Genomic DNA, 23,161 nt, shown 5'->3' with positions numbered 1-23,161 from the left:
AAAGTGGGAGCGGACCCGTCCGCGAAGGCTATTTCTCAGGCGCAGTCAGTCTGTCGGATGTACCGGCCCATTCGCGGACAGGTCCGCTCCCACGGAGCCTGCGAATAAGCCCACTCGGCGGTCAAGTGCCCCGCAGCAAGTCGTGGGCGTTCAACAGTTCGTAGGCGATTTCCGGGTGTTTTTCCAGGCCACGGCGGATGGCGGCGGGGATCGACTGGCGGGTCTTGCGGCACATGCCGGGCAGCGTATCGATCTGAAAACCGATGCCGCGCACCGTGCGGACTTCGTTGAAGCCGGGGGCGATGTGCAGGCGGATACCCAGTTGCTCGTGCATGCGCTGCTGCATGTGTTCCAGGTCGGCAAGGCTGGAGATGTTTTCCAGCCGCTCCAGCAGGCGCTTTTCCTCGACGCGGGTCAGCCACAGGATGCGCAGATCGGCTTCCGGTGTTTCAAGCAGCCGCTCCCGCTGGCAATCGCAGGCACCGGGGGGACAGGGTTGGCGGGGAGGAGGGGTGGCGTTCATGGGCTGCAATCATAACGATGCATCGACGGGTTTGCCCATGGGCTTTAGTCGGCTTTGTGCAGGAGTGAACTTGTTCGGCTGGCGGCTTGCCTGATACATCATGCCGGACGCGAAGCAAACACGGTCTGTGGGAGGGAGCTTGCTCGCGATTCAAGGCTGGCGGCCGAAAGCTTCGAAGGATGTACCGGCCTCATCGCGAGCAAGCCGCCCCTCCCACGGTAACCGCTATGCAGTTATTTTTTGAACGGCGATTGTTTGTGCGTCCCCAATGTGAGGTAAAAAATGAACACGCTGTCAAAAAACCTGAGCGGCCTGGTGTTGACCGCCGCACTCACCGGATGGGCCGCCACCGCGTGCGCCGGGGTCACGCCGCCGGCGGCGGCAGGCATTGGCGCCGGCACCCCGTCGTCGGGCAGTGCCACGGTCAACGGCACCGGGAGCGGCACGGTGGATGGCAATCGCAACCCGAACCGACGCAGCCCTGAGCTGCCGCTGCCGTCCTCCCCCCAATCGGCCGGCAGCAGCGGGACGGACGCGTTGCAACAGCAGCGCCAGCAAAGCGGCGAGCAGATGATTCAGGAGCGCAAGGGTCAGGCTGGCGACACCCGTTGACTCACGCCTGACCGACCACCGGCCGCACGAAGGCGGCACGCAGCTGGTCGATGTCTTCACGGCATGCGCAGCCGGTCAGGTGATCGTTCACCAGCCCCATGGCCTGCATGAAGGCGTAGACCGTGGTGGGGCCGACGAAGGTCCAGCCGCGTTTCTTCAGGGCTTTGGACAAACGAATCGAGGCCGGCGACATCGGGTTCGCGTTCCAGTAATCCAGATCGAGCACGGTGGGCCGTTCCTCGGCAGCCGGCTCGAACGACCACAACCACGCCGCCAGGGAGCCGGTCTCGTCGATCAATTCCCGGGCGCGGCGGGCGTTGTTGACCACCGAGCGAATCTTGCTGCGGTTCCTCACGATGCCGGGGTTGGTCATCAGCCGGTCGATGTCGGCCTCGGTGTAGACCGCCACGGTGTCGATGTCGAAACCGTCGAACGCCTGACGAAAGGCTTCGCGCTTGCGCAGGATCGTGATCCACGCCATCCCGGCCTGGAACCCTTCGAGGCAAATCTTCTCGAACAGACGCACGTCGTCGGCCACCGGGCGGCCCCACTCGCAGTCGTGGTAGTGCAGGTATTCCGGCGCCGCTGTGCGCCACTGGCAGCGGACAGCACCGGCTTCATCAATCGTCAGCCCGGGGGCAATCGTGGTCATGGGGCACGCCTCGCGATATTCTCGGCACCACCTTAAAGGAGACTTGCATGCGTGTCGTATCGTTCGTAGCCCACGTTGTGGTGTCAGCACTGGCGCTGACGTCGGCGGTCACCGCTTACGCCAGTGAAGAAACGCAGTTGGTGCAGTCGATCAACGCGTACCGTAATCAGGCGCAACGCTGCGGCGGGCAGGTGTCCCAGGAATTGCCGCCCTTGACGGCAGACCCACGGCTGAACCTTCCGGCCACCGGTGGCGGCGACCTGCAACAGGCGCTGGCGCGTGCGTCCTACCCGATGGTCAGCGTGCAGGCGATCACCTTGTCCGGCCCGCGCGATGCGCAATCGGCCATGACCGCGGTGCAGGAGAGTTTCTGCCAGGTGGTGCTCAATCCGCAGTTCATCGACGTCGGCGTCAGCCGGGAAGGGCGCGACTGGCGCATCGTGCTGGCGCGGCCGTTGCTCACCGCGCGGCTGGGCGACTGGCAGGCCGAGGGGCAGAAGATGCTGGAGATGCTCAATACTGCCCGTGCGCAACCTCGCACCTGTGGTGGAACGCCGTTCGCCGCCACCACCCCGTTGGCCTGGAACGCGACCCTGGCTACCGCCGCCCAGGGCCACAGTCGCGCCATGGCCAACAACAATTTCTTCGACCACCTGGACCGCGACGGCCGCACCCCCGGTGACCGGGCCGAGCTGGCGGGTTACGTATTTCAGCAGGTTGGCGAAAACATCGCCGCCGGGCAGGACACGCCACGCAAAGTCGTCGACGGCTGGCTGGCCAGCCCCGGCCACTGCGCCAACCTGATGAACCCCGGTTTCCGCGAACTCGGCGCCGCCTACGCCACCGACCCCAAGAGCGACGCCGGCGTCTACTGGACCGCGATGTTTGGTGCGCAGTGAGATTTGATCGTCGCTCTTGAGGGAGGGAGCTTGCTCGCGATAAGGCCGGTGCAGCCGGTACATCTTCTGGGTGACAGCCGCCGGATCGCGAGCAACCGCCCTCCCACAAGCCCCAACCCTACAACCCTTCCTTCGCCGCACCGCGTATCGCGTCCAGCAGCATCGCGAACGCCGGGTTGTCGTTGTTCGCGCCCCAGATCAGGTGCAATTCGCTCTGCACCCCTTCGCCCAGGTCGATATCGCGGAAGACCACGTCCTTGAACACTACGCTGGTGGCGCAGCGGGGGACCAGTGCCAAGCCCATGCCAGCGTTGACCAATGCCAGAATCGTCAGCGACGAGCCCAGCCATTGCACGTACTGCGGCGCCACCCGGGCTGAACGCAGCATGCCGGTGAGCAGCTCGTTGAAGGGCGGATAGGCCGAATGCGAGTACATCAGAAACGGCTGCTGATCCAGATCGGCCACCGTCACGCTGGGCGCGCTGGCCAGGGGATGACTGCTGGGCACCGCCAGCACGAACGGCTCGCGCACCAGGCATTCGGTGTCGTAGCCGGGTTCGAGCAACGGCGCCCGGGCGATGCCCAGATCGATCCGCCGCGCGCGCAATGCTTCGTGCTGCTGGTAAGTGTTCATTTCCGACAGCGAGATCTTCACGTGGGGTTGCTTGAGCCGCGCCTCGGCGATGACCTTGGGCAAGAACTCGTACACCGCACTGCCGACAAAGCTGATGGACACCGTGCCGATGTCGCCCTCGGCAAAGCGCTTGGCGGACACCGCCGCCTGCTGGGCGCGCTCCAGCAGGTTTTGCGCTTCGACGAAAAACGCCCGACCCGCCGCCGTCAGCGCCACGCTCCGGGTACTGCGGGTGAACAACGCCACACCCAGGTGATGCTCCAGCAACTGGATCTGCCGGCTGAGGGGCGGCTGGGTCATGTTCAGGCGTTCGGCGGCGCGCCGAAAATTCAGTTCGGTAGCCACCGTGGTGAAACAGCGCAACTGGGCGAGTTCGAACATTGATTCAATCCAGGTATCAATCAAGTGCCAATCTAGATTAGACGGTAACAATCGCAGCGTACATGATCGGGGCGTTCCCACAAAAATAATGATCGGGAGTTCGCCCCTTGAATACCGTCCCCCTGCATGGCGCCCCAAGTCCCGCAGACGCCACCGTCCTCGCCCGCGCTGCCGCCAAGGTCAAGCGCCATGTGCTGCCGCTGTTTGTGGTGATGTTCATCGTCAACTACATCGACCGGGTCAACATCGGCTTCGTGCGCAGCCACATGGAAACCGACCTGGGCATTGGCGCCGCAGCCTACGGCCTGGGTGCCGGGTTGTTCTTCGTCGGTTACGCCCTCTTTGAAGTCCCCTCCAACATGCTGCTGCAACGTTACGGCGCCCGTGCCTGGCTGACGCGCATCATGTTCACTTGGGGCGCCGCCGCCATGGCCATGGCCTTCGTCAAAGGCGAAACCAGCTTCTATGTCCTGCGCTTCATTCTGGGGGCGGCCGAAGCAGGCTTCTTCCCGGGCATTATTTACTACTTCACTCAGTGGCTGCCGTCGACCGAGCGCGGCAAGGCCATGGCGATCTTCCTCAGCGGGTCGGCCATTGCCTCGGTGATTTCCGGTCCTGTGTCCGGGGCGCTGTTGAACGTCAGCGGCCTGAGCCTGCACGGCTGGCAGTGGATGTTCCTGATCGAAGGGTTTGCTTCGATCATCCTGTGTGGCTTCGTCTGGTTCTGGCTGCAATCCCATCCGCGCCAGGCCAAATGGCTGACGGACGAGGAAAAGGACGCCCTCGAAGACGCCATCGCCGAGGAACAGCGTCAGCGTGAAGCGACCCAGACCGTCAAGCCGTCGATGTTCAAGCTGCTGGCGGACCGGCAGATCGCGCTGTTCTGCTTCATCTATTTCTCCATCGCCCTGACCATCTACGGCGCCACGTTCTGGCTGCCGAGCATGATCAAGAAGATGGGCACCATGGGCGACTTCCAGGTCGGCCTGTTCAACTCGATCCCGTGGATCATCTCTATCATCGCCATGTACGGCTTCGCGGCCCTGGCGTCGAAATGGAAACACCAGCAGGCGTGGGTGGCCCTGACCCTGGTCATCGCGTCGTTCGGCATGTTCATGTCCACCGTCGGCGGACCGATCTTCGCTTTCGTCGCCATCTGCTTTGCCGCCATCGGTTTCAAGGCGGCCTCGGCGCTGTTCTGGCCGATCCCCCAGGGCTACCTCGACGCCCGCATCGCGGCGGCGGTGATCGCCTTGATCAACTCCATCGGCAACCTTGGCGGTTTCGTCGCGCCCACCACCTTCGGCTTCCTGGAGCAAACCACCGGTTCGATCCAGGGCGGCCTGTACGGCCTGGCGATCACCTCGCTGGTGGCCGCCGTCGTCATCTTCTTCGCCCGCACCACGCCCAAAGGCGACACGGCGGATTCGCTGTCGGGAAAGGCCGCGCCGGTGACTAAGCCGGTGCAGTCGGGCGCTCAGCATCCCCACGTATCCACCCCTGATCAATCGGGAGCAGTCTCTTGAAAATCACCCGCGTAACCGTCACCCCCATTGCCTTCCGTGATCCGCCGTTGCTCAACGCCAGCGGTATCCACGAACCCTTTGCGCTGCGCTCGATCATCGAAATCGAGAGCGACAACGGCTACATCGGCCTGGGCGAAAGCTACGGCGACGCCCCGGCCCTGGCGATTCAGCAGCAACTGCAAAGCCAGTTGATCGGGCTGGACCCGTTCAACCTCAATCAGCTGCGGGCCATCGTTCAGGCCACCGTCGCGGCCAACAAGCCGGTGAGCGTTGCCGGGGCCGAACTGGCGCCGGGCTCCCACGCCAGCAAAGCGGTGAGCAATGCCTATTCGGCGTTTGAAGTGGCATTCCTCGATTTGCAGGCGCATTACCTGGACGTGCCGCTGGTGGATTTACTGGGCGGCGCGATTCGCGACGAGATCCCGTTCAGCGCGTATCTGTTCTTCAAATACGCCGAGCACATCGATTCCCCGTACAAGCCCGACAGCTGGGGCGAGGCGCTGAATGAAGCGCAGATCGTGGCCCAGGCCGGGCGCATGATCGAGGCCTACGGCTTCAAGAGCATCAAGCTCAAAGCCGGGACGCTGCCCCCCGAGCATGAAGTGTCGTGCATCAAGGCCCTGAAAAAAGCCTTCCCCGGTTACCCGCTGCGTATCGATCCGAATGGTAATTGGTCGCTTGAGACATCCATTCGGATGGCTGAGTTGTTGGGCGACGATCTGCAGTATTACGAAGACCCGACGCCTGGCCTGGAGGGCATGTCCGAGCTGCACAAACGCACGGGCCTGCCGCTGGCGACCAACATGGTGGTCACCGATTTCGACGAGTTCCGCCGCAGCGTCGCCCTGAACAGCGTGCAGATCGTGCTCGCCGACCACCATTACTGGGGCGGTCTGCGGGACACCCAGGCGCTGGCGAAAATGTGCGACACCTTTCGCCTGGGCGTGTCCATGCACTCCAACTCGCACCTGGGCATCAGCCTGATGGCCATGGCCCATGTGGCGGCGTCGGTGCCCAATCTGGATTACGCCTGCGATACCCATTACCCGTGGCAGGAACCGGACGAGGAAGTGATCAAGGGCGGCAAACTGCCGATAGTCGACGGCTGCGTGAAGATCACCCGCGCAGCCGGCCTGGGGCTGGAAATCGATCAGGATCAACTGGCCAAGCTGCATGAACAGTTCCTGACCTGCGGCATTCGCCAGCGTGACGACGTCAAGCAGATGCAGCGCTACAAGCCCGACTGGAAAGCGGTCAAGCCGCGCTTCTGAAGAAATGTGTGTGTTTTGCCCGGTCCCTGGCCTGAGTTATCAGGCCAGACCGGGCTTTTTTGTGGGTGATGAAATGGGGTCTCGGAAAACCGGTTCAGTGGGCGGGGGGCTTGCTCGCGATTCGGCGGTGGACCTTTGAGGAAATTAGCCGATGCACCGACGTCTTCGCGAACAAGTTCGCTCCTACAGGTGCGTAGGGAAGTGGGGGAACCAATAATGGCTCGGTGCCATCTTATTTTGACCAAGGGGTTGTACAACGGCGAAAATACTTATACAAGGCTGGTAATTATCCGGTTTTCTGTACAAGTTTTTAGCTGAGCCAAAGCGTAGCGCGCCTAAGGTCCCGTCCGTGAAAACACCACCGGCCGGCACTTTGCATGAATTCCACGCCAGCGTTGGGAACTTTCTGGGAGCTGCACTCTGTCGGGAAGATTACAGAATCGTGAACAAGGGCCGATCCTGTTGGATAAGTCTTGAGTGTTTCCCCCTCGAGCGCGATGAATCCGTCCGCCGGAACTCTTTCCGGCGCACCTATCGAGTAGCTGGTGTCATGAAGAAGAGCCTGCCTGGCACCCTGAAAGCGTTGATGTCAGTGCCACGCGACAACCCCCGTCTGCTCAAGGCGCAGTACCTGGCGTTGGCCAGGCAGCTGCCGATGATGTATTTGACGCTGCTGGTCAATACCCTCGCGCTGGCCGCCACTCACTTCGACACGGCGCCGCGCTGGCTGGTGCTGTATTGCCCGGCGGTGTTGACGGTGGTGGGCTTGAGCCGGGCGTTGATGTGGATGCGTTTGCGCAAGGAGTCGCCGTCCATCGAGAAGATCCTGAGCACGCTGGTGCGCACCAACCGGTTGTCGGGCTTCATCGCGGTGGGCTTCACCGTCTGGTCGCTGGCGCTGTTTCCGTATGGCGACGTCTACGCACAGATGCACGTGGCGTTGTACATGGCGATCACGGTCATTGTCTGCATCTTTTGCCTGATGCACTTGCCGCCCGCTGCCCTGACTACGGCAGTGGTGGTCAACCTCGCCTTCGTGGCGTTCTTTGGCGCGACCCACAACCCGATATTCGTGGCGACCGCCGCCAACGTGTTCCTGGTGTCGACGGCCATGCTGGTGGTGTTGCAAAACCACTACGGTGATTTCACGCGGCTCGTCAACATGCAGGCCAGCACCGAACAGCTGAGTGACGAAAACGAGCGGCTGGCCAATCAGGACAGCCTGACCGGGCTGCCCAACCGCCGGCAGTTTTTCAACGTGCTGGAAATCCAGCTCGAGCAGGCCATCAACCGTGGTGCACGGTTGGCCGTGGGTTTGATCGATCTGGACGGTTTCAAGCCGGTGAACGATGTCTATGGCCACGGCGTGGGTGACAAGCTGCTGATGCAGGTCGGTCAGCGGCTGACGAAATTTGCCGACGAACAGGTGCACCTGGCTCGCCTGGGGGGCGATGAGTTCGGCCTGATCATGTCCGGCGCCATCAGCGACGGCGGGCTGCGTGCCATGGGCCATTGCGTGTGCGACATCCTGCGCGAGCCGTTTCTGGTGGGGGACATCCAGCTCCAGATCAGCGGCTCCATGGGGCTGGTGGTTTTCCCGGACATGGCCACCTCCGCCGTTGAGGCCTACGAGTACGCAGACTACGCGCTGTACCAGAGCAAGAAATTCTCCGCCGGCAGCATGTGCCTGTTTTCGGCCGTCCACCATCAGCAACTGAACCGCGACGTGCTGACCGAGCAGGGCCTGCGCCGGGCCAATATCGTCGAAGAATTCACCGTGGTGTACCAGCCGATCATCAACATCCGCACCCAGCGGACGGTGGCGTTCGAAGCCCTGGCGCGGTGGGTCAGCCCGGAGCTGGGCAGTGTCGCGCCCAGCCATTTCATCGCCGTGGCCGAGCGCATCGGCCTGATCAACCGATTGACGCTGCCGCTGCTGGAAAAAGCCCTCGACGCCGCCAAGTCCTGGCCGCGGGATGTGCGCCTGTCGTTCAATCTCTCGGCCCATGATTGCGGGTCGGAGGAGGCGGTGCAGCTGATCATGGGGGTGGTCAGGCGCAGCCGGTTCGATCCGCGTCGGCTGGACTTCGAGATCACCGAAACCGCCGTCATTCAGGACATCGTGCAGACCCAGCGCGCCATCAGCCTGTTCCGGCAACTGGGCTGCGGTATCTCCCTGGATGACTTCGGCACCGGGTACTCCAGCCTCAGCCAGATCCACGCGCTGTCGCTGACCAAGCTGAAAATCGATCGCAGCTTCATCACCAACATTCATCAGGACCTGGCCAGCTACAAGATCGTCAAGTCGCTGTTGGCGCTGAGCCAGGACATGGCGCTTGAGTGCATCACCGAAGGCGTGGAGATCGAGGAGGAGCTGGACGCCTTGAAAAGCCTGGGTTGCACGCTGGTGCAGGGTTACCTGTTTTCCGAGCCGCTGGTGGCTGAAGACGTGGGCGCCTGGTTGCGCCGCGACGCCTTGTGGGGCAGCGTCTCCGGGCAACGTCTGTCCGGCCTGTAACCTCAGGCCGGCCAAATAAATCTGCCGCCATTTTGGCCGATGCGATAGTCTTCGCACCATTGTCGGTACTGACACGTGGACGGAAAGCTATAGATGGCGCCTGATGACTACCTCGTAATGACCAGCCAGGAATGGGCAGGGCTTCGCGCCAATACCCCGCTGACGTTGTCCGAAGAAGAACTGTCGGCGTTGCGCGGCGTCAACGAAGACATCTCCCTGGAAGACGTTGCCAATATTTACCTGCCGCTGTCCCGATTGATCAATCTGCACGTCAGCGCCGCGCACAACCTGTCCGGCATCAAGGACACCTTTCTCGGGCGCCCGGCGCACAAACAGACCTTCGTCATCGCCGTCGCCGGCAGTGTGGCGGTGGGCAAGAGCACCTTCGCCCGGGTGTTGCAGGCCTTGATGGCGCGCTGGCCCGATCACCCCCGGGTCGATCTGGTCACCACCGACGGCTTTCTGCACCCCAACGCAAAGCTCGACGGCGAGGGCCTGATGCACCGCAAGGGCTTCCCGGAAAGCTACGACCGCAAGCGCATGGTGCGGTTTTTGTCCGACCTCAAGGCCGGCGCCGCGCAAATCACTGCGCCGGTGTATTCCCACATCAGCTACGACATCGTCCCCGGCAAATTCCAGACCGTCAGCCAGCCCGACATCCTGATTTTCGAGGGCCTGAACGTGCTGCAGACCGAAGGCGACAGCAGCCAGAAGCCTGGCAGCATCGTCTCGGATTTCTTCGATTTTTCGATCTACCTCGATGCCGACGAAATCAACATCGAGCAGTGGTACGTCGAGCGCTTCCTGATGCTACAACAAACGGCGTTCCGCGCCCGGGGCGCTTATTTCCGTGAGCTGGCGGACCTTGATCCTGCGAAATCCCCCGACGCGGCGCGCAAGATCTGGCGCGACATCAACCGCCCCAACCTGCTGGAAAACATACTGCCCACCCGGGAACGGGCGAACCTGGTGGTGCGCAAGAGTGCCGACCACTCGGTGAAAGAGCTGTGGTTGCGCTGAGGCTGCCGGCCTATCGCTGTGGGAGGGAGCTTGCTCGCGATTCGGTGTGTCAGGCGCCGTTGCCGAATCTGACAGAGCGCATCGCGAGCAAGCTCTCCCCACCAAGTCCTCAAGCAGATCGTTCCTACTCTGTAGAGACGCTCACCCCTCAAACCGCAACGCGTTGGACAGGTCCCCCATCGGGGGCTGGCCGAGGGCGATCATGGCGTTGTCCCGCTCGCTCAGACCGTTGAGGGTTTCCAGGCCGTGTACGCGGGTGATCAGGCGCAGGATCGAGGCGGTGTCGTAGACCGTGTGATCCACCGTGCCCTTGCGCGCGAACGGCGAGATGACCAGCGCCGGAATGCGCGTGCCCGGACCCCAGCGATCCCCTTTGGGCGGTGCAACGTGGTCCCACCAGCCGCCGTTCTCGTCCACCGTCACCACAATCACCATGTTGTCCCATTGGGGGCTGGCGCGCAGGACCTTGATCGCGCGGTCGATGTGCCGGTCCCCTGAGGCGACGTCGGCGTAACCAGCGTGCATGTTCAGGTTGCCTTGCGGTTTGTAGAACGACACCGCCGGCAACGTGCCCGCCTGGGCGTCCGCGAAAAACTTGTTGGTCGCGGTTTCATCGCCCAGCCCTCCGTCGCGCAGGCGCTTGCGGCGTTCTTCGGGGTGCTCCGGGCCTTGCTGCCTGAAGTAGTTGAATGGCTGATGGTGGTACTGGAAATTCGGGATTTTCGGGATGCCGCCCGAGTCCTTGAACTGATCCAGCGTGGCCTGCCACGCTCCGGCGTACCAGGCCCAGTCGATGTTCTTTTTCGAGAGCTTGTCGCCAATGTGCTCGTGGCTTTGCGGCACCAGCACGTTGGCCAGGTCGGGTTTTGAATAATGCGGTTTCTCCGGGTCACGCAGCCAGGTCGGCCAGTACGGCGGGGCGAGGGTGTTCACGCCGTAGCCGTCCGGGGTGAGGGCGCTGGGGCCGAACTGCGGCGGGCCGGTGAGGGCGCTGACCGGGGATTTTTCCAGCGGCTTGAGCCGGAAGTCGTGGGGGTCGTCGCTTTGCAGCACGGCGATCTGTGATTGGGCGGGGGAGTTGGCTGCGTCCGGGTAAAAGGGCGCGGTCGCCGACACCAGATAGTGGTGATTGAGGAACGAGCCGCCGAAGGCGCCCTGGAAGAAGTTGTCGCAGAGCACGAACTCCTTGGCCACATCCCACAAGCGCAGGGAATATTGCGACTGGCTGTAGTAGCCCATGGGCAGTCCGCCTGAATCCGCCCAGGCCACGAACGCATCGTTCTTGCCGCCGTTGATTTGCATCTGGTTCTGGTAGAACACATGCCACAGGTCCCGCGTTGCCAGCCCCAGGGGCAGGTCCTCACCGTTGGGGCCCTTGAGCGGATAGGGCGCGTTGGGCAGGTTGTCCTGAAACTGCACGCCGACGGCGTAGGTCACGCCGTCCACGGTTTGCGGGCCCACCTGCAACACGCCGCCCCATGCTGGCGGCAGGGTTTGGAGCACCGTGCCGTCGCGGTCGCGTTGCCGAAAGTCAGACGGCTTGAGCGCCGACAGAGGCTTTTCGACCCCGGGGAAATCGCCGAACAGGTTATTGAAACTGCGGTTTTCCGCGTAAATGACCACGATGGTTTTGACGTTGTCCTGCAACGCCTTGTCCAGGGCCGCGCCGGACAGCGCAGTGTTCGGGGCACTGTCTTTGCCGGCTTCTGCCGCGCTGGCCTGCCCATAACCACCCAGCGTCGCACCAGCGCCCAACACCGCGACACCCCCCAGAAAGCGGCGTCGGCCGCTGTCCACCGGCGTATCGCCGACCGCAGGGATGGACGGGTCTTGGGGTTTTTCGCTCATGGCTGTACCCGCTCGCGGGGCTGAAGGTGTTACAGAGTGTTTCGACGGAGCCTAGCGAGGGGATGTGACGGTAATGCGACAGTCTGGGCGCGTAGTGAGCCGGCGGGGCGGGCGTGGTGCCAGGGGTGTGGGGGTTTAATAAGGCTCGGCCGGGTTGCCCGACTGAGTGTTGTAGCGCTCGACAATGCGTTCGATCTCACCGGACATTTTCATCCGCAGCAGCGTGCGCATGATCAACTGGGCCGGGATGTCCGGGTCGTTGCGTACCACGCAGCCCACCGGTTGCTCGTCGATGGTCCAGACCGGGACCAGCTTTTCGGCGTCGGCCCGGCCGCGGTTGTACCAATCCAGGGACCACTGCGTGTCCACTGCATAACGGTAGCGGTGCGCGGCCAGTTTCTGCAGCACTTGGTCTTGCAGCCGGGTGTCTTCGCGGATCAGGTCGCGCTTGGCAAACAGCGGCTCGAGGGCAGGGTACGAATAGCCCAGCACGGTCCCGATGTGGTCGCCCAGCATGTCACTCAATTGCGCGGGAGCATCGTAGGGATTGCTGATCATCACGTTGCGCTGCTTGAGCAGCGGCAGGCTCCAGGTGTAATCACCGGACATGTCCGGCAGCCAGGACTGCTCGGCATAACAGCGCACGTCAACGTCGCCGCGCTCCAGCGCGCCTTGCACCCGAAGCCTTGGGTAGACGCGGTATTGCGGCGTCAGGCCGATCTGTTGTGACAGGCTTTGCATGATGTCGAACAGGATGCCGGCGGTGGGGCCGTCCGGGCCCTGTTGCATCAGCGGCATCGACCAACTGTCGGCCACCGAAAAGCGCAGCGGCGGCCCGGCGGCCTGGGCGCAGACGTTCGTCAGTACCAGCGTACTCATTACCAACAGACGCATCCCAGACCCTCGAAGTGAGCAACACGGTGCCGCGCGCGGGTATAACCACCGGCTCACGGGGAAAAGCTCGCCATATTAAAGGCACAACCCACGGACATCGGATGCAATTTTAGTGCTGCTCCGCTAGCATTGCGGACTTCCGCTTCCCAGTCGCGACGGTTTTCGATGAGTTATCAGGTTCTTGCACGTAAATGGCGTCCGCGCTCGTTCCGCGAAATGGTCGGCCAGACCCATGTGCTCAAGGCCTTGATCAACGCCCTGGACAGTCAGCGCCTGCACCACGCCTATTTATTCACGGGAACCCGGGGCGTTGGCAAGACCACCATCGCGCGAATCATAGCCAAATGCCTGAATTGTGAAACCGGCATCACTTCCACCCCGTGTGGCGTGTGTTCGGTGTGTCGCGAGATCGATGAAGGCCGCTTCGTCGACCTGATCGAAATCGACGCCGCCAGCCGCACCAAGGTCGAAGACACCCGCGAGCTGCTGGACAACGTGCAATACGCCCCCAGTCGCGGACGCTTCAAGGTCTACCTGATCGACGAAGTGCACATGCTGTCCAGCCACTCCTTCAATGCGCTGCTCAAGACCCTCGAAGAGCCGCCGCCCTACGTCAAGTTCATCCTGGCCACCACCGACCCGCAAAAGCTGCCGGCGACCATTCTGTCGCGCTGCCTGCAGTTCTCCCTGAAAAACATGACACCTGAACGGGTGGTCGAACACTTGACCCACGTGCTGGGCGTCGAGAACGTGCCGTTCGAAGACGACGCGTTGTGGCTGCTGGGCCGCGCCGCCGACGGTTCCATGCGCGATGCCATGAGCCTGACCGATCAGGCCATCGCGTTTGGCGAAGGCAAGGTCCTGGCCGCCGATGTGCGCGCCATGCTGGGGACGCTGGACCACGGCCAGGTGTTCGACGTGCTGACCGCCCTGATCGATGGCGACGCCCGCAGCCTGCTCGAAGCGGTCCGGCATCTGGCCGAGCAGGGCCCGGACTGGAATGGCGTGCTGTCGGAAATCCTCAACGTGCTGCACCGCGTGGCCATTGCCCAAGCGCTGCCGGAAGGGGTCGACAACGGCCACGGTGGTCGCGACCGCGTGTTGGCGCTGGCCCAGGCCTTGCCCGCCGAAGACGTGCAGTTCTACTACCAGATGGGCTTGATCGGACGCCGGGATCTGCCCTTGGCGCCGGACCCGCGCGGCGGCTTCGAGATGGTGCTGCTGCGCATGTTGGCGTTCCGCCCGGCCGACAGCGAGGATGCGCCGAGACAGCCGCTAAAGTCAGTGGGGATCAGCCCGGCCACGGTTGATTCCCAAAAAGCGGTGGCCGGTGCGACCCCTGTTGTACCGGCAGTGCCCGCCCCTGCGGCTGATGTCCCGCCCGCCCTGATGCCGGCGCCGGCCGTGGCGACGCAACCTGCGTCCCCGCCAGCACCGATGGCGCAACCCGCTCCGGAACCGGTTGAAGAACTCGACCTGCCCTGGAACGCGCCAAAAGCCGCGCCGCCCGTCACTGCGCCGGTGGCCTCCACGGAGCCTGAGCCGGTCACCGAAGAGGTCCCGGAACCGGTGCTCGACACGGTGGCCGAGCAGCCGGATCTGACGCCAATGCCGTCGCCTGCGCCCGCCAGTCCGGTGCCGGATGCGCCGGAAGTCGAGTCGCCAGCCCCTGATCAACCCCCGGCCGAGGCGGTGACGCCTGAAATGATCGCGCCCGTCACCAGCGCGGGCGACTACGTACCGGCGCCCATGGACCGCGACGACGAGCCCCCGCCGGACGATGATTATTACGAACCGGACGTGGACATTGATCCGGCGTCCTACGCGTACCTCGACGACCTGGCCCACGAAACCGTGGAAACGGTGGAGGCCGTCGAGGCCGAGCCCGAATTGCTGCCGGCCTCGATGCCCGCCACCGGGCTGGCACTGGAGTGGCTGGAGCTATTCCCGAAACTGCCGGTGTCCGGCATGACCGCCAGCATCGGCGCCAACTGCACGCTGATTTCGGTGGACGGCGACAACTGGCTGCTGCACCTGGACCCGGGCCACAGTGCCTTGTTCAATGCCACCCAGCAGCGCCGGCTGAACGACGCGCTGAATCAGTTTCATGAACGCACGCTCAACTTGAGCATCGAACTGATCAAGCCCGAGCAGGAAACCCCGGCCCAGGCAGCAGCGCGGCGTCGTGCCGACCGCCAGCGTCAGGCCCAGGAATCGATCCACGGCGATCCGTTCATCCAGCAGATGCTGCAACAGTTTGGCGCGGTGATCCGCGAGGATACGATTGCACCGGTGGATACCCCGGTTACCAACACCCATTAACGACCGCGAGGCGCTAAGCTGCTTAGTGTCTCGCCAATGACCCGATCGACGCTGAGGAGAACGCTCATGATGAAAGGTGGCATGGCTGGCCTGATGAAGCAGGCGCAGCAAATGCAGGAAAAGATGGCCAAGATGCAGGAAGAACTGGCCAATGCCGAAGTGACCGGCCAATCGGGCGCAGGCCTGGTGAGCATCGTCATGACCGGCCGGCACGACGTCAAGCGCGTCAGCCTGGACGACAGCCTGATGCAGGAGGACAAGGAAATCCTGGAAGACCTGATCGCCGCTGCCATCAACGACGCGGTGCGCAAGATCGAGACGGCCAGCCAGGAAAAAACCGCCAGCATGACCGCCGGCATGCAACTGCCGCCGGGCATGAAGCTGCCGTTCTGATCTGATTAGTCCCAGCTGCACCCGAATGCCAGGCCCCGCGCCTGGCATTTTTGCGTCCGTCCGATCTGTTGGAGCGAGGCTTGCCCGCGAAGAGGCTGGTGCGGGCTCTACATCTCCGACGCCTGAACATCCTTCGCGGGCAAGCCTCGCTCCAACACGGATCGCACCCCGGATACGGTGGGAGGGAGCTTGCTCGCGATGAGGCCAATATAGCCGGCGCATCTTCTGGGTGCGGGAGATTGATCGCGAGCAAGCTCCCTCCCACAACATGCGGCGCCGCGCTTCATCAAACCGAACGCTGCCACCCCATGACGGTCTGCTCTTCATACCCCTCGTTCATCAAGGAGCCGTTTCGATGGCGCAAGAATTGATCCTCAACCAACGTATTGTCCTGGCGTCCCGTCCTCAAGGCGCGCCGACCCCGGAAAATTTCCGTCTGGAACGCGAGGCGTTGCCGGACCTGGAAGACGGACAGGTGCAACTGCGTACGCTCTATCTGTCCCTTGACCCTTACATGCGCGGCCGCATGAGTGACGCGCCGTCCTACGCGGCGCCGGTGGAAATCGACGGCGTCATGGAAGGCGGCGCCGTGAGTGTGGTCGAGCAGTCACGCAATCCTGACTTCAAGGAAGGCGATCTGGTCGTGGGCCTCACGGGCTGGCAAACCCACAGCGTGTCCGATGGCAAGAACCTGACCCCGGTGCCCAAGGACGTGCCGTCGCCGTCCATGGCGGTGGGCGTGCTGGGCATGCCAGGCATCACCGGCTACATGGGCCTGATGCACATTGGCCAGCCCAAAGCCGGCGAAACCCTGGTGGTGGCCGCCGCGTCCGGCGCAGTGGGCTCGGTGGTGGGGCAGGTCGCCAAGCTGCACGGCTTGCGCGTAGTCGGTATTGCCGGCGGCGTCGACAAGTGCCGGTACGCGATGGACGAGCTGGGTTTCGATGCCTGCGTCGATCACAAGAGCGAGCATTTTGCCGAGCAGTTGGCCGAAGCCTGCCCCAGCGGAATCGACATCTATTTCGAATTGGTGGGCGGCAAGGTGCTGGAAGCGGTTATCCCGTTGCTCAACGAACGCGCGCGGATTCCCTTGTGCGGGATCATCGCGCACTACAACGCCACCGGCCCGGCCGAAGGCGCGAATCAACTGCCGCTGCTGATGCGCACCTTGCTGACCAAGCGCGCGCGGATTCAGGGCTTCATCGTTTACGAAGAGTATTACGAGCGCATGGACGAATTCATGCAGGCGATGATTCCATTGGTACGGGACGGCAAGGTCAAATTCCGCGAAGACGTGGTCGATGGCCTGGAAAACGCACCGGATGCCTTCATCGGCATGCTCGAAGGCAAGAACTTCGGCAAGCTGGTGGTGAAGGTCTCGTGACCCTCAATTGACGCTGACCGGGGGCGCGGGTATAAACCGCGTCTTGTTTTCTTGTCGGAGCTTTCTTTGATGAGCTTGGCCCCATGAGCTTCAGTCCCCTGATCCGCCAACTGATCGACGCCTTGCGCACCTTGCCCGGTGTCGGTCAGAAAACCGCCCAGCGCATGGCGTTGCAGATGCTGGAGCGCGACCGCAGCGGCGGCACGCGTCTGGCCCATGCATTGACCCAGGCCATGGAAGGCGTAGGCCATTGCCGCCAGTGCCGTACGCTGACCGAAGATGAGCTGTGTCCACAGTGCGCCGACCCCCGTCGCGATGATTCGCTGTTGTGCGTCGTCGAAGGACCGATGGACGTGTACGCCGTGGAGCAGACGGGCTACCGGGGTCGCTATTTCGTGCTCAAGGGTCACCTGTCGCCACTGGATGGGCTCGGCCCGGAAGCCATCGGCATCCCGCAATTGGTCGCACGGATCGAAGAGCAGGGCTCGTTCACGGAAGTCATTCTGGCCACCAATCCCACAGTGGAAGGTGAAGCGACGGCTCATTACATCGCTCAGCTGCTGAACAACAAAGGCCTGATCGCCTCACGCATCGCCCACGGCGTGCCCTTGGGCGGCGAGCTTGAATTGGTGGACGGCGGCACGCTGGCGCACTCGTTCGCCGGACGCAAACCGATCTCGCTGTAGTCCCGAGCGTGCTTTACACGGGGCGGACCGTCCCCAGTCAACATGACAGACGCGCCGCCTCCAGTTAACTGCAAAAAATCGCTGAAAAGGCAGCGATATGTAGGCCAGTCTTCGCATTTGCGCTCAATAAGCTCCTTGCAATCCAACCCCCGTGTTCGTCCGAAACGCGGGGTTCATTGCACAGGAGCTATCCATGACTGCACCCTTGACGCTGTATTTCCATACCCCCGCGTTACGCCAACGCTTCATCGACGACCTCGACGAAGCCGTTCTGGCACAACGCATCACGTCAGAAGACCGCCGGTGGCTGCTGCCGCTGGCTGATCCTGCTACGCATGCCCAGCCGGGTCAGACGCCCCCGCGGGTGGATCGGTTGTTGCTGGAAGATGGCTCGCCGACCCGTCTGGAACTGGCAGCGGCGTTGTTGTTCAGCGACCCGGCTCAACCTGATCGCGGTTTTTACCTGAGCACGCTGCTGCACGGCGTGGAACGATTTACACGTCGTGAAAGCCTGCTCGCTGCACTGCAGCAACGATTCGGCGGCGCTCATCCGACACTGCCTGCATACGAATACGAAAAACTCGACAGCGACCCTTTCGCCCACCGCACGTGGGCCATTCTTGAACAGCAGGTTCGCCTGCTGAGTGACCAGATCACTCACCTCAAATCTCTTCCATCACTGCGAACAGCACTGTCACACGCGCTCAAGCAGCAGTTCGAGACCCTCGAACCCGGCGTTGAAGTCGATCTGTCTAACCAGTTGCTGCAGATCAGGGAGGCCGGCTCGCCGCCCGGCGCTGTTCGCGCTGTGCACAGTCTGCTGGACGAGGCCTACGACCAACTGACCGGACGGGCCGTGCCGTCCGGTTCCGTGCGTTATTTTCTCGATAGCCGTGGTGCTGCCCTCGATCACGCCACCAGTGCCCGGTACGCCCAGGCGTTGGCCGGCGCGGTGTCCAATGTGAACAGCCAATACCCGCTCTCGTTGGCCGATTACTGGGATAGGGAGGGATTGAATGCGGCGCGTCGTGAGTACTTCACCGGGGCAATACACGACGTTTTCCTACACGAGCTGCACCGACGCCGGCACGATGGCACGTTGTCCGGGTCCGCTCTGCGGCGCATACGTTCGATGCTGTCTCCGGCCGAGGGACGTGCAGAGGACGGCACCGCCCAGGCGAAAAAGCTGGTGCTGACGTTGACCGATGGCAAGCAGATGGCACTTGCCGGTGCGTTTCTTATCAGTGATGTCGAAGCCGGCGCCGATGTGATGCTGATGTACACCCCGGCGCATGGCCTGCGCCGCATCAATCGGCTGCAAAGCGCCATTGATCATTTCGCCGGGGCCGAGGGCCTTCCAGAGCTGCTGCCGTATCTGTCGCTGGACGAACAGACTGCCCTGCAGGCTGCGCTGCAGGCCGCGCAAGAATCGCTATCTATTACGGTGCAGCCCCTGCAAGAGCCACTGTTCGATGCGCAGATCGAAGCGATCACAGCGTTGCAGGGCCGCAACCTGAAGTTTGCGCTGGGCTTGCCGCTTCCCGCCCGCGGTGCACTGACCAGCATGCTGGACGATGCGCTGGATGTGCGACGGCTGTTGGATGCGCGTCTTCTGCCGTTCGGCGCGGGGCGCTGGTTGCCGGGTGGCAATGGTTTCGACCTCAGTCCCGGTTATCAGCTCCAGACGCTGGAGACCGACCCTGAGCAAGCGCAAATCGACATAGATTCGGCCTCCGCCCGACTCACCACGCGCCTTCGCGAGTCATCGCCATGGGTCGAACGTCTGCACACGCTCGATCACGAAGCGGCGCATGTCCAGTTCGCACGTCCTGATATCGAAAGCATGGCCCACGATGCGCTCAATGCCTGGCTGGCCGTGCTCGGAACGGCGCCGCTCGATCCGTCCAGTGTCGTTGTGCAACTGGATGATGAACATGCTCCAGGAGGCGACAAGATCTGGATTGCGCTGATTGATCTGCTGTGTGAGCGGGTGACTGGCTACCGTAAAGCGGCGCTGGATAACGGCGTCACGCTGCATCTGAAGCCGGCGGGCGCTGCATCGCCGCTGCTGTTGACGCACCTGCCCATCGGGCTGATCGATCAGGTACTGACAACGATTGCCAAGGCGTTCGAGAGTACGTGTGTGACGGGCGTGAGCGAGTTCTTCTCCGGTACGGCTCGCCATGGCGGGACGCAGATTTTTCCTGAGCCGCTATGCACGTACATCCGTGAAGGCATGTTGCGCCTCGAACTGGCCGTTGAGCAGCGAGTCGGCGCCCTGCCGCAGAACGGCATGAACCAGTTCAATCAAGTGCTCGATTATCCCGAACGCGCCCAGCGAGCGATCCACGGCCTGGACCGTGTTGAGGTTTACGAGCTGTCTGTCGTTCTGGGGGCCGAGCAGCCGCCGGTGCTGGCAACCAACGCTTTTGTCCTGCGCCGACCCGCGCAGCCCGACTCGCCGCTTGCCGTGTGGTCCGCCGCCAGAGGGCTGCGCTGTTTTGACTCTGTCCAGGCGCTGGAACACGATTTCAATCATCAACGGCAGCATCCGGGCTGGTCGCGCTGGTTGACGTTGTTCAATGATGAAGACCTGGAGGCGCTGGCGGAACATCTGGACAAGACCCATGGCGCCGATCTGCAGCTGCAACTGAGCCTGATCGAGGGCCATTTCATTCGTCACCTGCAGCAGGGTGAACAGCGACGTCAGGCCCAGGCCCTTCAGCATCTGCTGCGCTTTGCCGAGCGTTGCCGCTTCGATGGACCCTTGCTGCGCAAGACAGGCGCAGCCATCGCGCTGGATGATGTCAACGTGCAGGTGCTCGAAGACCTTGAGGTGGCCGTCGACGGCGCGGCTGTGAACGCCTTGCTACCGTCCTGGATTGCTACCGTACAGGTCAGGGACCTGTTGAAGTTCGATGCATTGATCACATCCTGCGTCCTGATCATGGGAAGCAAGCCCGACTACCTGTTCGACATTCCGACGCTGGAGGAATATGCACAGCAACGTCTGCAAGACCGACTGACGGCCGACTTCCCGGATCAGACGCTGGACCCTGATGGCATTCAGATCACCTTCATGCGCCGTATCGCCGCCCCCGCGACACTGGGCGAGATCCCCAGCATGCTGGGGGCCGGAGCCGAGATCCATCATGCGACATTGTCCGAATTCGCGATCACCCGGTTTAACGGCAAGCAGAATGGGCAGCTGAGCGCAATTAGCCTGGACGACGGCAAGGCTTTGCCGGCACTGACCCATGCCTATCTTCAGTCGCTGGTCGACACGCTGGACATTGGCGGCAGTTATCTGAACCTGCTGGAGCGCAAGTTCGACAGCAGCGACCCGAATTACGCTGCACGAAGAGCCTACTTCGTGGAGCTGTTGCCTTCGTTGTCCCTGACGTTTGCCTTTGAGCACCGACTCAGTGGCCGTATCAGCGATGCTGCGTATCGCACGGTCGAGGCGGTGTTCGAGATGCCGGACAGCCTGGCGCGGCTGCGGGTCGAGGGTCAATCGATGTTGATCAGCCCCCTGATGCTGGTCGCCGAACCGGGCGCTTCGGCGGACGTTGTACCGGGGTTTTACGTGTTCTGCCCGGCGGACCCGGCACAGGGGCCTGTGGTGCTGCACTCGATCTACAACCACCTGTTCACGTTCAAGGAATACACAGACCTTAAAACGCTACTGGTCGAAATTGGCCGTGACGAAGCCCTGCAAGAGGTGATGCTGCAGCGCATGGACGCCGAGGCGCACAAGCGCTACGCCAACGGCGGTTTCAAGGAGCCACACCTGACGTGGAGCGTGGAATCGGACTTCGACCTGGCTCCACGGGCACCTGCGCCGCCCACCTTGAAAATCCAGGGTGTGCAGGGCAATGCGCTGCAGTACATGTTTCTCGACAATCTGCGCGTGCTCAAGCTCCTCGCGGCGCCCAAAGTGATGACCCGTGCACAAGCGCGCCACAAGACCCTGCTGTTCTTCATGACGCTGGCGGTGGACCAGGCGATCTTTGTCCCGGGCCGCGTGGGGCAGGTTGCGTCCTTGCTGCAAGGCATCAATCTGATTCAGGCTTCGGTGTCGTCCGGCTGCCAGCAGCAGTGGGGCAAGGCGCTGTCGGAATTGTCGCTGGCCCTGGGCATGTTGATCGCCGCCAGAGGCGTGGAAGAGATCCAGGCCGATGAGTCAGAGGGTTCAGCGTTCGAGGATGACGAGGCTGAGCTGGAGGCAAGGTTTTCCTGGACGCACGCCGTGCTGACGGCCGACCAGTGGGCGCGGCTACGGGCGCTGGCGGCCCAGGACGTGTCGCTGGCCGACCTGCACCGGGACAACCTGCTCAATTTGTACATGGACAGCACCGCCGAGCATTTCTACGCCGCCGTCGCCGGCAAGGTCTATCGCGTTCAAGCGACGGATAACGGGTGGGCTGTCGTCGGGCCCAATGGCGAGGTCGGTCCGGCCGTGAAACTTGATGCTCAGCTGCGCTGGCAGTTCGACCTGCGTCTGGGGCTCAAGGGTGGCGGGGCGCAAGTGACCCGTTTCCGCAACTCGGAAATGGACAGCAAGATTGAGATGTTCTTCCACGTCGAGGCCAGCGGCATGCCGCAGATTCGACGCCAGTTCCGACAAAAGGCTCGCGCCATCGGTCAGGCTCAGCTGCAGGCCAAAGCCTATCTTGAAACGACGCTGGACAACTTGGGCGATGCCGCAGGCGCTGCACCGCATGAGGACGTGATGCGCATCATCGCTGATTTTTTCGGTGTGAATGTTCCCGATCAACATCTGCTCACGCAGATCCGCGGCAGCACCCGAACGCTCTACAGCGCATTGATGGACGCCTCCCTGTCCACCATCAATTCCAAGCGCTATGTGGTGGGGACAAACCGCATCGGCCACGAGAAGGTCTGCGCGTTCGTGGTCAAAGGCGACAAAGCGCAAAAGATCTATCTCACAGAACGTTTTTTCGACATTCCAACCTTCGCCTTGAAAAAGCGGGTGCCAGGAGACCCGCCGTTCAGCGTGCGTAGCCATTATCGAGCGGTGACTCTGATACACGAGCTGAGCCATCAAGTGCTCGACACCCGAGACATCGCCTATCTGGAAGCCTCCGCGCCGTTTCTCGATCTGCTGGGCGAACCCAACGCGCGATCGGTGAAGCTCAAGGCTGCGCTGGAGGGCTGGCAGGACCGGGCGTTGTCACACCTGTCGGAGCGCGAAACGTTGTTCCAGAAGCTGGACAATGGCGGATGGCGCGACTTGAAGCACGACGACGGTGGCGCCAAGCGTCGCATTTTGCAGATCGCCGAAACCGACACGCTGGACGCTGCCCGGGATGTGTTCATGGACGACACGCTCAAACGCAGCGAAATCATCCTGGCCAACGCTGACTCGGTGGCATTGCTGATGGCCCGTCTGGGCCGACGCAAGTTTGTTGACTCACCGGTAGAAGCCGTTGCCGGACAGGTGACTGAAACGGCCTGAAGCCAGGAACGGCAGTTTCTAGAGGTGAGTAGGAGGGCGCTTGCTCGGGATTCGATAACCGGCAACCTGAAGATTCAGCGGTTGTACCGGCCTGATCGCGAGCAAGCTCCCTCCCACAA

At 62.6% G+C, this 23,161-nt stretch carries 16 protein-coding genes; 11 read left to right on the top strand and 5 right to left on the bottom strand.

Annotation, left to right across the window (positions count from 1 at the left end; all coding sequences use genetic code 11):
* Window positions 1-121 precede the first annotated feature (121 nt).
* Window positions 122-523: a hypothetical protein gene (locus tag ABQX22_RS23255; protein WP_349802223.1), complete on the bottom strand. Its 402-nt coding sequence runs from the start codon at window positions 521-523 to the stop codon at window positions 122-124.
* Window positions 524-805: 282 nt separating this feature from the next.
* Between ABQX22_RS23255 and ABQX22_RS23250 the strand changes: the two genes are divergently transcribed.
* Complete coding sequence (locus ABQX22_RS23250) at window positions 806-1,135, top strand: hypothetical protein (RefSeq protein WP_349802222.1); 330 nt, start codon at window positions 806-808, stop codon at window positions 1,133-1,135.
* 1 nt (window position 1,136) lies between these two features.
* Here ABQX22_RS23250 and ABQX22_RS23245 read toward each other — a convergent pair whose 3' ends face one another.
* Window positions 1,137-1,787 (bottom strand): DNA-3-methyladenine glycosylase I, encoded by a 651-nt coding sequence (locus ABQX22_RS23245; RefSeq protein ID WP_349802221.1) that lies wholly within the window; start codon window positions 1,785-1,787, stop codon window positions 1,137-1,139.
* A 47-nt stretch (window positions 1,788-1,834) separates the two neighbouring features.
* Between ABQX22_RS23245 and ABQX22_RS23240 the strand changes: the two genes are divergently transcribed.
* Window positions 1,835-2,686, top strand: a complete 852-nt coding sequence (locus tag ABQX22_RS23240; RefSeq protein ID WP_349802220.1) for a CAP domain-containing protein — start codon at window positions 1,835-1,837, stop codon at window positions 2,684-2,686.
* Between the two features lie 118 nt (window positions 2,687-2,804).
* Here the strand turns inward: ABQX22_RS23240 and ABQX22_RS23235 are convergent, their stop codons facing one another.
* Window positions 2,805-3,701, bottom strand: a complete 897-nt coding sequence (locus ABQX22_RS23235) for a LysR substrate-binding domain-containing protein (protein ID WP_349802219.1) — start codon at window positions 3,699-3,701, stop codon at window positions 2,805-2,807.
* A 107-nt stretch (window positions 3,702-3,808) separates the two neighbouring features.
* Here ABQX22_RS23235 and ABQX22_RS23230 point away from each other — a divergent pair, with 107 nt between their 5' ends.
* The 4 genes from ABQX22_RS23230 (at window position 3,809) to coaA (ending at window position 10,036) form a co-directional block, all read left to right on the top strand.
* A complete protein-coding gene (locus ABQX22_RS23230; RefSeq protein WP_349802218.1) occupies window positions 3,809-5,227 on the top strand; it encodes an MFS transporter in 1,419 nt (472 codons plus the stop codon).
* Window positions 5,224-6,498: a glucarate dehydratase family protein gene (locus tag ABQX22_RS23225; protein WP_349802217.1), complete on the top strand. Its 1,275-nt coding sequence runs from the start codon at window positions 5,224-5,226 to the stop codon at window positions 6,496-6,498. Before ABQX22_RS23230 ends, ABQX22_RS23225 begins: the two co-directional genes overlap by 4 nt.
* Before the next feature lie 550 nt (window positions 6,499-7,048).
* A complete protein-coding gene (locus tag ABQX22_RS23220; protein WP_349802216.1) occupies window positions 7,049-9,016 on the top strand; it encodes a putative bifunctional diguanylate cyclase/phosphodiesterase in 1,968 nt (655 codons plus the stop codon).
* Between the two features lie 93 nt (window positions 9,017-9,109).
* Complete coding sequence (coaA, locus tag ABQX22_RS23215; protein WP_349802215.1) at window positions 9,110-10,036, top strand: type I pantothenate kinase; 927 nt, start codon at window positions 9,110-9,112, stop codon at window positions 10,034-10,036.
* Window positions 10,037-10,177: 141 nt separating this feature from the next.
* Here the strand turns inward: coaA and acpA are convergent, their stop codons facing one another.
* Both acpA and ABQX22_RS23205 read right to left on the bottom strand, forming a co-directional pair.
* Complete coding sequence (acpA, locus tag ABQX22_RS23210) at window positions 10,178-11,884, bottom strand: acid phosphatase (RefSeq protein WP_349802214.1); 1,707 nt, start codon at window positions 11,882-11,884, stop codon at window positions 10,178-10,180.
* 135 nt (window positions 11,885-12,019) lie between these two features.
* Window positions 12,020-12,778, bottom strand: coding sequence for a substrate-binding periplasmic protein (locus ABQX22_RS23205; RefSeq protein ID WP_349802213.1), 759 nt, complete (start codon window positions 12,776-12,778; stop codon window positions 12,020-12,022).
* Between the two features lie 165 nt (window positions 12,779-12,943).
* Between ABQX22_RS23205 and dnaX the strand changes: the two genes are divergently transcribed.
* The 5 genes from dnaX (at window position 12,944) to ABQX22_RS23180 (ending at window position 23,042) form a co-directional block, all read left to right on the top strand.
* On the top strand, window positions 12,944-15,100 hold the full coding sequence (dnaX, locus tag ABQX22_RS23200) for a DNA polymerase III subunit gamma/tau (protein WP_349802212.1): 2,157 nt from the start codon (window positions 12,944-12,946) through the stop codon (window positions 15,098-15,100).
* A 69-nt stretch (window positions 15,101-15,169) separates the two neighbouring features.
* Window positions 15,170-15,493 (top strand): YbaB/EbfC family nucleoid-associated protein, encoded by a 324-nt coding sequence (locus ABQX22_RS23195; RefSeq protein WP_349802252.1) that lies wholly within the window; start codon window positions 15,170-15,172, stop codon window positions 15,491-15,493.
* Between the two features lie 355 nt (window positions 15,494-15,848).
* Entirely contained in the window at window positions 15,849-16,877 is a 1,029-nt protein-coding gene (locus ABQX22_RS23190; RefSeq protein ID WP_349802211.1) for an NADP-dependent oxidoreductase, read from the top strand.
* 83 nt (window positions 16,878-16,960) lie between these two features.
* Window positions 16,961-17,563 carry a recombination mediator RecR gene (recR, locus tag ABQX22_RS23185; protein ID WP_349802210.1) on the top strand — a complete coding sequence of 201 codons (603 nt, stop codon included), beginning with the start codon at window positions 16,961-16,963 and terminating at the stop codon, window positions 17,561-17,563.
* A 193-nt stretch (window positions 17,564-17,756) separates the two neighbouring features.
* Window positions 17,757-23,042 carry a dermonecrotic toxin domain-containing protein gene (locus ABQX22_RS23180; RefSeq protein ID WP_349802209.1) on the top strand — a complete coding sequence of 1,762 codons (5,286 nt, stop codon included), beginning with the start codon at window positions 17,757-17,759 and terminating at the stop codon, window positions 23,040-23,042.
* Window positions 23,043-23,161: the final 119 nt, after the last annotated feature.

This window comes from Xanthomonas sp. WHRI 1810A (genome assembly GCF_040202885.1).
Lineage (GTDB): Bacteria > Pseudomonadota > Gammaproteobacteria > Pseudomonadales > Pseudomonadaceae > Aquipseudomonas.
This window is presented reverse-complemented; position numbering and strand designations above follow the sequence as displayed.